Below are 12,792 nucleotides of genomic sequence, written 5' to 3'. Positions count from 1 at the left end.
AATCCGGCCGGCTGTACGTAAATCCTGCAATATTGCATGACTTTTTATGCTTTAATGCAAAGATAAGCACAGCGATATTCCTTTAGTTATGGCTCCAATTATCCATTCTCTGTTAGATACTGACTTGTACAAATTCACCATGTTGCAAGTGGTCTTACACAAGTTTCCACAAACACATAGTGTCTACCATTTCCGTTGTCGTAATCTGGAAGATACAGTCTATCCCCTGACGGATATTCTGGATGATCTGAACCATCAACTCGATCTGCTGTGCCAGCTTAAATTTAAAGAAGACGAATTACAGTATTTACGCAGTCTACGTTTTATCAAAAGTGACTTTGTTGACTATCTGGAACTGTTCCAGCTGAAACGCCGTTTTATCAAGGCCAGTATTGACAGTCAGGGGCGTCTGGATATTGTGATAGAAGGTCCGATGGTTCAGGCCATGATGTTCGAGATCTTTGTCCTTTCCATTGTCAATGAGCTGTATTTCAGCCGGATTCGTACCCCTGAAGTGCTGGTCGAAGGCGAGCGCCGTTTAAAGGCTAAAGTGGAGCTGTTAAAACAGTATGCTGCCGCACAGGACCCAAATGATCCCCCATTTCTGGTGTCGGACTTCGGTACCCGCCGTCGTTTCAGCTTTGCATGGCAGAAGCATGTGGTTGAAGAATTTAATAAAGCTGCGCCTTATGTGTTCCGTGGTACCAGTAATGTACTGCTGGCCAAAGAGTTGGGCATTACTCCAATTGGCACCATGGCGCATGAATTTTTGCAAGCTTTTCAGGCACTGGATGTACGTTTGCGGAATTTCCAGAAAGCCGCACTGGAAACCTGGGTACAGGAATACCGTGGTGACCTGGGAATTGCCCTGACTGATGTGGTCGGAATGGATGCTTTCCTGCGTGACTTTGACCTGTACTTTGCCAAGCTCTTTGATGGCCTGCGTCATGACAGTGGCGATCCTTACGAATGGGGTGATAAAGCCTATGCCCACTATAAAAAGCTGAAAATAGACAGCAAAACCAAGATGCTGACTTTCAGTGATGGCCTGAATCTGGAAAAAGCCTGGAAATTACATCAATACTTTAAAGACCGTTTCCAGGTCAGTTTTGGAATCGGGACCAATCTGACCAATGATATGGGACAGACACCGCTGAATATTGTCCTGAAACTGGTGGAATGCAACCGTCAGTCGGTGGCCAAGATTTCAGACAGTCCGGGCAAAACCATGACAGATAATGATACCTTCCTGGCCTATTTACGTCAGGTGTTTAGCGTTACAGAAACTACTTAACAAAGACACCTTCTATTTAAAAACTGCTTCAGTATTGAGGCAGTTTTTTCTTTCTGAGTCAGCTTTTTCTACTTTTCTTTAGCTAAAATTATGCTAAGGATCTTGATAAAAATATCATAATTGAAAAAATGAGCTGTGCTAAGATCAGACAGATTTGACCGTGACGACACCTGATAATGATGACAGCTTCAGCCTTGGATTTTGGCCTGCTGATTGAAGCAGAAGACCTGGTTCCGTATCTGGGACATGAGAAACTCAGAATTGTGGATTTAAGCCGGGCTTCAGTCTACGAGCAATTGCATATTCCACATGCCTTACATTTAAAGCCTAAACTTCTGGTGCGCCAGGAAGAAACGGCGATGGGACTGTTACCGGATACCGAAGGCTTACAGGCGCTCATCAATTATCTGAATATTTCTCCAGAACATCATGTCGTGGCTTATGATGATGAGGGCGGTGCATGGGCCGGACGTTTACTCTGGAACCTGCATTGTCTCGGCTTTGAAAATACCAGTTTACTCAATGGCGGGATTCATGCCTGGCTTGGTGCCAGTCTGCCTACTTCATCTGATCAGGAAACTGTTCAGCCGGTCGAGCATTTAGTTCAGGTACAACTCGAGCACAAGGCCCAATTCCAGATTGGCTATGAGGAATTAAGACAACAGGTTGAAAATGAAAATATTCAGCTCTGGGATTGTCGTACAGAAGAAGAATATACCGGCCTGCGTCTGGCAGCGCGACGCGGTGGTCACATTCCAGGTGCACGTCATTTTGAGTGGAGTACTGCCCTTAACCGGCAAAATCATTTAAAATTACATCCTTTACCACGTACACAGCAGCGTCTGGAACAACTGGGTTTTGATTTGAATCAACCGGTTGTAGCGTATTGTCAGTCCCATCACCGTTCAGGTCTGGCTTATATTCTGGGCCGGTTATTGGGCTGGAATATCCGGGCCTATGATGGTGCGTGGAGTGAATGGGGCAACCGCCTCGATAGTCCAATCGCTACAGGAGAGGTGCCATCTTGAGCATCACATCGCGTCTAAAACAACAACTGTTTATCCAGGCCCAAAAAGTGGTGCCGCAGCATCGCCTGTCACGTGTGGTAGGAAAAATTGCAGCCAGTGAAAATCCGATTGTAAAAACAGCGGTCATTACAGCATTCAAGACCAAATACGGGATTGATATGTCGATTGCTGAGCAAACTAATGCACTGAAGTTTAATTCATTTAATGACTTCTTTACCCGTGGTCTGAGAACAGGTGTACGTGCGGTAGATGCGGATTCAACTGCGATTGTTTCTCCTGCGGATGGCGCGATTTCCCAACTGGGTAAAATTGAAAATGGCGATGTATTTCAGGCCAAAGGACAGAAGTTCACTGTTGAAAATCTGATTGCCGATCCGCAACTGGCCGAACCATTTAAAAATGGTGAATTCGCGACAGTGTATCTGTCACCACGTGACTATCACCGTGTACATATGCCATTTGCCGGAACACTGACTGAAACCCTGTATGTACCGGGTGAACTGTTCTCGGTTAACCAGACGACAGCAGAAAACATTCCGGGCCTGTTTGCCCGTAATGAACGTATGGTCTGCCTGTTTGATACAGAACTCGGCCGTATGGCAGTGGTATTGGTGGGTGCGATGATCGTCGCAGGGATTGAAACGGTTGCTACGGGTAAGGTGAAACCGTCTGGGCGTATCGAACTGAATCAGCATGATTTATTTCTAGAAAAAGGTGCAGAGCTGGGCCGTTTCTACCTCGGTTCAACCGCAATTATCCTGTTTGAAGAAAATAAAATGCATTGGGATGAAAAGTTTAAAGCCAATTCAACTGTATTGATGGGCGAAGCACTCGGGCATACGGTTTAAAAATTTTAGCTTCCCTTTTGAAAAAGGGGAAGGTTGCCTCTCCTTGTAGGAGATGAGCAGCACTGCTGCGCAAGGGAGAGGTTCAAAAAAAAGCGCCATCAGGCGCTTTTTTATTGTTAAGGTTTATCGTTTTACGACGATTGAATCGATTCCGCTATTTTGCAAGGTTTGCTGCGCGATGATCGCAGCTTCTGCTGAATCGTAAGGACCAGAAACCACGCGGTACCAGACTTTACCATTTTCCACACTGCGCACTACATCGGCAGATAAGCCATTAAGAATAATTTCTGCACGGCGAGCATCCGCCTGATCTGGGTCATCAAAACTGCGCACCTGCAGAATATAACTGGCCGGTGCGGCAACAGGAGCTTCACTGGCTTCCAGGCCAGGCTCAGTTGTGGTCGCCTCAGGTTCAGCCGCTTCAGGGCGGGGGGCTTCAACAATGACTACCGTATCCTGCTTTTTGTTTTCAGGAACTGCCTGTTCAGGAATTGGCGTCACTTGCTGCTGTGGTAACAGGTCATAAAAACGGTAATCTTTGTTGGTGTCTTCTTCTTGGACAGATTCACTTGTTTGAGTCTTCGGTTTGACTGGTTCCCATGGCTTCCAGAGCATGAGTGCCATCAAAAAACTTAACACGATTAAAATGATCACGAGTGTGCCGAGCCAGGTTGGAATAAGTGGCTTTTTAGGCTTATTCGGTCTTTCAGATACACCGCGCTGCGTTTTTCCAAACACTTGGGATTTTCCTCTTATTAATCGGGACATATAGAAAAGGCATAACAGCAGTTATGCCCCTACTATCATTTCATCCTATGTGATCAGAATCTAAAAGTCATCCTCTAGATCACAAATCACACAGAATTTTAATTTATCTGTATCTTCAAGCACATAGCTAAAGTTACAAAATATCTGCTCAGCAGATAAACGGTAAGGCTTTGCTTACATGCTCTCAGGAGCAGACACACCTAAAAGCTCTAAACCATTACGTAATACCTGGCGAACATTCACAGATAACAATAAACGTGCCTGAGTCAACTCAGCATCATCACCCAGAACCTTATTGTCGTTGTACCAGCCATGGAACAGCGCAGCCAGTTCTTTCAGGTAATTGCCAATTTGATGTGGTTCATAACTGTTTGCAGCACGCACCACGATCTCCGGATATGCTGCCAGTTTTGCCAGGATTTCAGTTTCCGCTTCCAGCTCGAGTTTAGCTGCCAGACTGCGAGCGGTCGCTGCATCAAAGTTGACACCGATAGAGGCTGCCTTTTCTAACATACGGCAGATCCGGGCATGTGCATACTGGATGTAATACACTGCGTTGTCCTTACTTTGTGACACGGCAAGATCCAGGTCAAAGTCGATGTGCTGTTCAGACTTGCGCATTACGTAGTAGAAACGTGCTGCATCATTACCGACTTCTTTACGCAGGTCACGCAAGGTCACGAACTGGCCTGAACGGGATGACATTTGTACCATCTCGCCACCGCGCCACAGGCTGACAAACTGAACTAAAAGTACAGTCAGTTTCTTCGAGTCATAGCCCAGCGCATCAATGGCCGCTTTGACACGTGAGATATAACCGTGGTGGTCTGAACCCCAGATATCAATAATATCGGTATAGCCACGTTGCAACTTGTTCAGGTGGTAGGCAATGTCAGACGCGAAGTAGGTGGTCTGGCCATTACGGCGTTTCACCACACGGTCTTTTTCATCACCAAATTCAGTCGACTTGAACCAGATGTTGCCATCTTTTTCGTACAGGAAACCGCGCTGATCCAGAGTTTGTAAGGCTTCTTCAATTTTTTCAGTGAGAGAAGCTTCGCTGAACCACTGGTTGAAAGTCACTCCGAACTCACCCAGATCGTCTTTAATGTCATCCAGAATGGCTTTTAAAGCAGCCTGATGGAAAACACGGTAGCCTTCATTTAATAAAGTCTGTGAATTGAAGATCAGGCCATCGATATGCTTTTCTTTGTCGCCAGAAACAACGACTTTATTGCCTTCAGCATCGGACTCTGCAGCATATTGCACATCTTCCGGTACATCTTTATAAACATCTGCAACAGGGCGGACATAGGCATCACCATCCTGGTCAATAATGCTTTGCGCGATTTCTTTAACGTAGTTGCCCTGGTAAGCATTTTTCGGAAAGACCAGTTCCTGACCGGTTAATTCTAAGTAACGCAGGTAAGTAGAAGTCGCCAGAATATCCATCTGACGGCCAGCGTCATTGACATAGTATTCACGGTCGACTTTGGCACCGGTTGCTTCAAGCAGATTCGCCACCGTCATACCATATGCAGCACCACGGCCATGACCCACGTGCAGGCTAGAGGTTGGATTGGCAGATACGAACTCAACCTGGATACGTTTGCCGGCATTGACCTGGGTACGACCATACGTTGCCTGTTGGGCCTGAATTTGATCCAGAACTGCAAAGCGCTGGTCGGCATTCAGAAAGAAGTTAATAAAACCGGGACCGGCAATTTCTGCCTTGCTGATATCTGCCACTTCAGGCAGGGCAGCAAGAATCTTTTCTGCTAAATCACGTGGCTTCATACCTGCAGCTTTCGACGCGATCATGGCAATATTCGACGCAAAGTCACCATGGCTTCGGTCTTTGGTACGCGTCAAATTACTTGTATTATTCCAGTCAGATGGGAGTACGCCTTGTGCCTGTAGAGTGTGCACTGCATGATCGAGAGCTGCTTGTATTGCCGTATTCATAATCAGTCGAAAATAGAGATCGCAGAAAAACAGCAAATATAGCAAATTTCCGGCTGTTTAGGTAAAAGCATTTATGGAGAAGAAAAACTATACAATTAACAGTCATAAATTTTCTAATTAAATCAATAGAGAATAACGGGATAAATCTCATGAAAATTGAATTAATATCAGGCAAAACTATCCGAATGAAAAAATCACTCAGCCAAGTCTGAAGATTTGGCTTATATTGTTGGTAGTCGAAGAACAAACAAAAAAAGAGGCAGTATGGCTTCACCACAACGTCCAACTATTATCGGGAACATTCCTAAACTCCCTGCAAAATGGGCACTGATTATTGTGCCTTTTATCCTGTCCTGCCTGATGAGTGGCATTATTTCCATGATCAATATGCTGCGTACCCTAGGCTGGACTGAAGGATTTATCGCTCTCTGGTTTCATAACTGGATGATTTCCTGGGCGATTGCTTTTCCAATTGTGGTGACCTTATTGCCGTTTGTACGCAGATTTACTGGGCTATTGGTAGATATGTCCGGACCTCAGCCACCCAAATGATCATTTTTAAATTTACTCGGGTGGGGAATGGCTCTCTGACGACTTAAAAGCTGGGCTGTATTGAGCAAACAGCCTCACCTTTAAATTAAATGCTCCACCGCCGCCCGGATGATCCCGAGCACCAGACCGATACAGGCCCCAACTACCACGCCATTGACCCGGATCATATGCAGGTCACCACCGACCTCATTTTCAATCTTGTCAATCATCTCGCTTGAATCCCATTCGTGGATGCGCTCGCTGATAAAACGGATGACTTTTTCACTGTACTGGTCGCTCAGGTCCACCGCGATTCCGCTGAGACGTTTATTCAGCAGCTCACGAACTGAGGCGTTCGAGATAATATTTTCTCCGACCTGCTGGATAGCAATCCTGAGATTTTCCGCAATACCCGAGTCTGGTTTTTGCAAGTCTTCCTTGATTGCATCACATAAAATCACCACGGCACCGCTGATAAAATTCAGCACTTGTGGACTATCCAGTAAGGCATCTTTGGTTTCATTCAGACGCTGGCTGGCTTCACTGTCATTATCCGACAGCTGTAACATCCAGTTATGTCCCATTTCCTCAATTTTAAGTCGCCATGGATGATCTGGATCGGCCAGCATGGCTTCAACCCGCTGAATGACAGAGTCGATACTGCGTTGCTGCACATCAATCCCGATCCAGCTGGCACCTTTGGCCAGTTTCCACACGCCCATTTCCTTAAACAGGTTACGGGTCAGTTTCCGGGTCTGTTCGGGATGAGAGGTCATCCAGGCATGTACCACATCCAGTCCTCGCTGTAGCACATCCTGATGGAAATCATTGTCCAGTACTGCGCGTAGCATTTCACTGGCCAGGGTATTGATCTGGGTGTTTTTGACCCATTGCACGCTATTGCTCTGGATAAATCCGGCAATCTGTTCCTGCCCGACAAATTCAAAGATTTTCGGAGCCGTCTGCTGGATGACCTGAGTCACCTGGACATTGTTCTGTGGATTGGCCAGCCAGCGCCCCGCGGCCAGACTGAGGTCGGTACTCTCCAGACTGCGCTGTACAATTTGTGGAGAAAGAAAGTTTTCCTGGACAAAACGGCCCATCGATTCTGCAATTCGGGCCTTGTTGCGTGGAATAATTTCGGTGTGGTCACGTAAAAACTTGGGAATAGGCAGACGACCAAAGGGATTGCGGAACAGAACCGTAATCGCATACCAGTCTGCCAGGCCACCAACTACCCCTGCTTCTGCAGAAAGCATCAGGATCTGAAGCAGCCAGACATATTCTGGCAGCAGTTTGGCTGCCACCATCAATGCCAACCAGATCAGAACCGCAACCACCAGGGCAATGGTCGCGAAACGTTTACTGCGTTGTAGGCTCGGGGAAATACGCTCTGTCTGCATGAATCATCCTGTCAGGAGGGATTGGCCGGTTGCGGTTGCAGCACTGCACCAGATGGACTTAAACCATATTTAGCGCCAAGTGACTGTAAAATCAAGCGGGCATCAAAAGCATCTTGAGGTGCCTGATTGGCCTTGAAGCATTCAATAGTATAGGCCACCTGGGCAGGATCCAGAGTCACGGTATAAGGACGGTCATAGAATGGGTCAGGCCAGAAACCGGGATAACGGCGGTAATAACCAAACGGATAGTAGCTCGGTGCTGGATAAACCACGGCCTGCCGCGGCGGTTGGGTCCGGTTACTTGGATCATTGAGTACCCTGAAGAACTGAAAGCCATTCTGTACGGTGGTCTGGGCGGCTTTGAGCAGGGTAATTTCTTCCGCTGTACCAAAACTCATATTGGGGCGTGCCTGAAAGCTGATGCGATAGGTATTGGCATTCAATGGCGTGGTGCTGTACTGGCCGAGCTGGTCAAAGGTCAAGGGTTTAGAAGGTGTGGTGGCACAGCCCGTCAGGCTAAGGGCAGCAACTATACCTAATCCCAGTAGTGTATTTTTCATGTTCGGTCTCCTGATGCAATGATCCAGTCCGGACAGCCTGTTAAAAAATCTTAAAAGCTGCTGTCAGGCTGGGTCAGGAAAATAAGTTCTTCATTGGTCGATTCACGGCCCAAGATTTGATTCCTGTGCGGGTAACGTCCAAAGCGGTCAATAATGACCTTGTGCTTTTTCTCGAATTCAAGATTGGTCGGATTACCCAGACGCTGGAACAGTTTCAAAGCGAATTCATGAATCAGTCTGGATTCACTGTGCATAAACGGCATATAAAGAAAGGCACGCTGTTCCGGACTGAGCTGTTGATCCAGGTTCAGGCTGATGGCTTCCTGAGCCAAAGCCAGTGCCAGACTGTCTTGGGCAAAAGCCTGGGGAGAATCCCGGAATAAATTTCGTGAAAATTGATCCAGAACAATAATTTCAGCCAGCCGGCCTTCTGCGGTTTTACGCCAGACCCAGAGTTCAGCCCGGGTTGCCTGCCGATGGGTGCTCATGAACTGCTGTGCAATACTTTGGTCGAATTCATGACTCTGGCTAAACCATAATGGCTGGCTGTCCGCATGAAACCAGAAGTCTAAAATATCTTGATAATTCATAATATTTACAATTCATTAGCATCTATTTGTTAATAAAATCACAAATTATCCATGTCTTATAGAGGAAGTTTGTGTTAAATATTTGCCAAATTAAAAATCAAAGGTTTGCCTGAAAACTAGGCAGCCTGTCATGTGCCGGCATGAAATCACGTTATACTGATTAAACTGATGATTTTAATTTATTTAATAGTTTAGCCCCCTTAAGCGAGATTGTAATGAGTCAACCTGAATCGACTTCCCTAAATGTGTTACCGACCTGGGTCGAGTCGTCACTCATCAAAGGCATGCTGCGTGGTATTGAGCGTGAAAGCTTACGCATGCAAAGTGATGGATTCCTGTCACAGGCAGCGCATCCTCGTGCCTTGGGTTCAGCCTTGACTCATCCCCATATCACGACGGACTATTCTGAAGCATTGATGGAGTTCATTACTCCGCCACAAGACAGTATTAAAAAAGCGCTAGATTATCTCAGTGATATTCATGCGATTGTGCATCGTCATCTGGAAAATGATGAAAAACTCTGGCCCTTGTCGATGCCGTGTATGCTGGACAGCAGTGATGACAGCATTCCGCTGGCACAGTATGGCAGCTCAAACATCGGCCTATTCAAGACCTTGTATCGTCATGGTCTAGGTGTACGTTATGGCCGCCGTATGCAGACGATTTCAGGCGTGCACTATAATCTGTCTTTTCCGGATCATCTGTTCGAGGCCTTACAGCAGCAGGAACAGGACGAATCTCTCAAGGCATTAAGCTTGCAGGATTATCGCAGCCACCGCTATATGGGGCTGATCCGTAACTTTATCCGCCTGACCCCACTGGTCATGTTCCTGATCGGGGCCAGTCCGGCAGTCTGCCAGTGCTTCATGACCGGCCGTGACCATTTCTTGTTGCCATTGGTCAAAGGCACCCTATATTCTCCATATGCGACTGCACTGCGTATGGGGCGTTTTGGTTATCAGAACTCTGCGCAGAAACAGCTCGGTATTCACTACAATAATTTGCAGGACTATCTGGATGGACTGCAAAAAGCCGTCAAAACGCCCTATGAGCCGTTTAGCCGTTTAGGATTGGACGATGCAAATGGTCAGCCGATCCAGATCAATGATCATGTGCTGCAAATCGAAAATGAATATTACAGCTTGGTGCGCCCGAAACAGGTACCGCAAGCGGGCGAAACACCGTCCCAGGCCTTGGAAAATCGCGGGATTGCCTATATCGAGTTGCGTGCCGTCGATGTCAATCCTTATAGTCCGACTGGTATCAATGAAGATACGGCCGGTTTTCTTGAAGTACTGGCCCTGTACTGTCTATTGCAGGACAGTCCGGCACTACTCGGTGATGAACAGGACCTCATTGAGCAGAATCAGGCCGAGGTCGTCAACCGTGGCCGTGCACCTAATGCAGCGATTATAGAAAATGGTCAGTCTTATCTGATTGAAGACTGGTGTGGCATGCATTTGCAGCGCATGCTGCCCCTGGCCAAGCTGCTTGATTCGACCTATGACATCACCGTGTATACCGATGCCCTTAAAACCATGATGCTCCGGGTCGATGAAGTTGATGCTACCCTGTCTGCCCTCGTGGTCGGGGATATACGTAAACAGGGCGGCATGTGGCATTTTGGCCAACATCTGGCACAGCAGCACAGCCTGGTCTATGAAGAACATCAGCTCAGTCCCGAAACACTGGCTTATTTTGAAGAAATGTCACAAAAGTCATTGCAGCAGCAACAGCAACTCGAGCAAGATAGCAGCATCAGTTTTGCTGATTATTTAGCCCAATATCGATAAAAAACAAGAGGATTCACCATGCAATGGGGTTATCGCTTCGTGAGTGGGGTGTTGTTTCTGGCTGCTGTCATCGGCATGGCATTTGCCTTATATCTTGAGCATGTACAAGGGCTTGCACCTTGTCCGCTCTGTGTGTTTCAACGTGTCGGATTAATCGGACTGGGGATTATCTCCCTCATTGCATGTCTGCATAACCCTGCATCCAATCTCATGAAACGGTTTTATGCCTTGCTGGGTTCGCTCAGTATTTTGTGGTCTGTGGGGGTGGCGGCGCGGCATGTCTGGCTGCAGAACCTGCCCCCAGATCAGGTGCCGAGCTGTGGTCCCGGTCTGGAATACTGGCTGGAAACCTTGCCGTTGCAGTCTGTATTACAACAGGTGCTCAATGGTTCAGGGGAATGTGCTACGGTTGACTGGACCTTCCTGGGCCAATCCTTGCCTGTCTGGTCCTTGATCTTTTTCATTATTTTACTGCTGGTCAGTGTATGGCAACTGCTGCGTAAATATAAAACCGTACCGGTTAAACGACTGAGAGACAAATATTAATTCAGTCAGTCATAAAAAAGCCCTTAATCGAGGGCTTTTTTATGTGCTTGAGTTTAGGTCAGGGCAATGCCTTCCAGGCTGTCCAGGTCCATTAGATATTCATGAATCTGATCAAAGGCTTCATCTTCTACACTTGGATAAAACCAGCGTACGATCTGTTCGGCCACCAGTGGATGATACTGAATTTCAAAATGGTTCAGGCCATAGAAAATAGCCTTATGTGCATCCGGGACTTTGAGCTGGAAACGAGGATTAGGGTGCTCGCCCAAAGCACTTTTCAAACTGACCAGATAATCGCCAATCATATGCAAGGTCTTGTTCTTGCGGTGTTCAAACTCAATGGTACCTGCAACCAGATAGGTATCGATATGAGAGGGAATCGGGGCCGGTTTACGGTGATCGTCCATAAAGCCGATGCGTAGCGGATTATGCTCCCAGTCATCATCACGTACACTACCATGGCGTAAATCCAGAATCCCGTTACTGCGGATATTGACCAGATGGCCAATTAGCCGGATCAGTGGAAAATGTCCAAGTTTGTCCTGCAGGCTAAAGCCAAAACGTTCCAGTACCGCACCATGATGCGGTGAACCCAGACAAACCAGATTCTCCACCATGTTGACCCAGCCATACATATTTTGCTTGCCATAGAACAGTGCACTGCGTGAGACCAGTCCACCCATACTATGTCCAATCAGGTCAATACTGGTAATTCGCGGATTGCGGGTGACCAGTTCCTGTAAGGTATTTGCCAGACTGCGACCATTGGCAGAAATCCGGCGTCCGGTATTGTAGTTCAGGTAGAGCATGGTATTGCGGCTGCGCTGCGCCAGTAATTTTTCACCGATTCCTTCATATTTGCGATTTGACCAGTCTAAATGGTTCATGCACAGGCCATGTACAAACAGGGTAATACGGCCGCTCAGCTCACCTTTTTGCAGCGAGCCATAATGGTCATAGATCACCATCGGTAGGGCGAGAGGGTTTTGATATTTCAGCAGGTAGTCCCCGATAATGCCATTTAAGGCACTGACCAGGAAATGCAAGGAAGGGGTCAACGGTTTGTTGTGCAGTTTTGGAAACCGTTCAATGATCTGGCGCAAAGCGGGAGCAATCAGGGTATTGCCATAATGAAACAGCATGTCATAAGACATTTGGTAGAGCCGCACAATCGAAGGAATATTCTGAATTTTCTGTGAATTGTTTTCACTTAAACCGAAAGTGCTCAATAAAATTTCGCGTTGAAGACTTTTGACCAGCTCCTGGATCACATCATTAAAGCGCATCGTCACCAGCTGTGCCAGACCTTCCAGTACATCGGCCTGACTCGGCGGGGTGCGATCCCAGCGACAATAGGTTTCATGTAACGGTGTCAAACTTGGCATCTGATCCTGTCCTTTTATTGAGCCGCGTGTAGTACTGTCTTTCTTTTTAAAGAACTTCGCGGTATAAATTCTTTTTCTTGT

At 47.0% G+C, this 12,792-nt stretch carries 12 protein-coding genes; 6 read left to right on the top strand and 6 right to left on the bottom strand.

The window, feature by feature from the left end:
• Positions 1-88 precede the first annotated feature (88 nt).
• The 3 genes from pncB to asd all read left to right on the top strand — a co-directional run bounded on the left by pncB (position 89) and on the right by asd (position 3,170).
• A complete protein-coding gene (gene pncB, locus VXP95_RS09530; RefSeq protein ID WP_416681532.1) occupies positions 89-1,294 on the top strand; it encodes a nicotinate phosphoribosyltransferase in 1,206 nt (401 codons plus the stop codon).
• A gap of 179 nt (positions 1,295-1,473) precedes the next feature.
• Positions 1,474-2,322, top strand: coding sequence for a sulfurtransferase (locus tag VXP95_RS09525; RefSeq protein ID WP_064095180.1), 849 nt, complete (start codon positions 1,474-1,476; stop codon positions 2,320-2,322).
• Positions 2,319-3,170: an archaetidylserine decarboxylase gene (gene asd / locus VXP95_RS09520; RefSeq protein WP_064095115.1), complete on the top strand. Its 852-nt coding sequence runs from the start codon at positions 2,319-2,321 to the stop codon at positions 3,168-3,170. The genes VXP95_RS09525 and asd overlap by 4 nt, the downstream gene beginning before the upstream one ends.
• A 123-nt stretch (positions 3,171-3,293) precedes the next feature.
• Here the strand turns inward: asd and VXP95_RS09515 are convergent, their stop codons facing one another.
• Together VXP95_RS09515 and argS are read right to left on the bottom strand one after the other, a co-directional pair.
• Positions 3,294-3,908 (bottom strand): SPOR domain-containing protein, encoded by a 615-nt coding sequence (locus VXP95_RS09515; protein ID WP_064102583.1) that lies wholly within the window; start codon positions 3,906-3,908, stop codon positions 3,294-3,296.
• A gap of 204 nt (positions 3,909-4,112) precedes the next feature.
• Positions 4,113-5,903 carry an arginine--tRNA ligase gene (argS, locus tag VXP95_RS09510; RefSeq protein WP_416711911.1) on the bottom strand — a complete coding sequence of 597 codons (1,791 nt, stop codon included), beginning with the start codon at positions 5,901-5,903 and terminating at the stop codon, positions 4,113-4,115.
• 264 nt (positions 5,904-6,167) lie between these two features.
• Between argS and VXP95_RS09505 the strand changes: the two genes are divergently transcribed.
• A complete protein-coding gene (locus VXP95_RS09505; protein ID WP_064095112.1) occupies positions 6,168-6,455 on the top strand; it encodes a DUF2798 domain-containing protein in 288 nt (95 codons plus the stop codon).
• 80 nt (positions 6,456-6,535) lie between these two features.
• On the opposite strand, the gene VXP95_RS09500 is transcribed toward VXP95_RS09505, so the two are convergent.
• The 3 genes from VXP95_RS09500 to VXP95_RS09490 are packed head-to-tail and all read right to left on the bottom strand — an operon-like array spanning position 6,536 to position 8,987.
• The gene (locus VXP95_RS09500; RefSeq protein WP_416711910.1) at positions 6,536-7,837 is read right to left on the bottom strand and encodes a DUF445 domain-containing protein; all 1,302 of its coding nucleotides are present in this window, start codon (positions 7,835-7,837) and stop codon (positions 6,536-6,538) included.
• An 11-nt stretch (positions 7,838-7,848) separates the two neighbouring features.
• Positions 7,849-8,397: a CC0125/CC1285 family lipoprotein gene (locus VXP95_RS09495; RefSeq protein WP_064095110.1), complete on the bottom strand. Its 549-nt coding sequence runs from the start codon at positions 8,395-8,397 to the stop codon at positions 7,849-7,851.
• Positions 8,398-8,447: 50 nt separating this feature from the next.
• Positions 8,448-8,987, bottom strand: coding sequence for a DUF924 family protein (locus VXP95_RS09490; protein ID WP_416711909.1), 540 nt, complete (start codon positions 8,985-8,987; stop codon positions 8,448-8,450).
• A 215-nt stretch (positions 8,988-9,202) separates the two neighbouring features.
• On the opposite strand from VXP95_RS09490, the gene gshA reads away from it, so the two are divergent.
• A complete protein-coding gene (gshA, locus tag VXP95_RS09485; protein ID WP_064102588.1) occupies positions 9,203-10,780 on the top strand; it encodes a glutamate--cysteine ligase in 1,578 nt (525 codons plus the stop codon).
• Between the two features lie 18 nt (positions 10,781-10,798).
• A complete protein-coding gene (locus VXP95_RS09480) occupies positions 10,799-11,326 on the top strand; it encodes a disulfide bond formation protein B (RefSeq protein ID WP_416711908.1) in 528 nt (175 codons plus the stop codon).
• 53 nt (positions 11,327-11,379) lie between these two features.
• On the opposite strand, the gene VXP95_RS09475 is transcribed toward VXP95_RS09480, so the two are convergent.
• Positions 11,380-12,711: a hypothetical protein gene (locus VXP95_RS09475; RefSeq protein WP_416711907.1), complete on the bottom strand. Its 1,332-nt coding sequence runs from the start codon at positions 12,709-12,711 to the stop codon at positions 11,380-11,382.
• Between the last annotated feature and the right edge of the window lie 81 nt (positions 12,712-12,792).

This window comes from Acinetobacter sp. 226 (assembly GCF_048147925.1).
GTDB lineage: Bacteria > Pseudomonadota > Gammaproteobacteria > Pseudomonadales > Moraxellaceae > Acinetobacter > Acinetobacter pecorum.
This window is presented reverse-complemented; position numbering and strand designations above follow the sequence as displayed.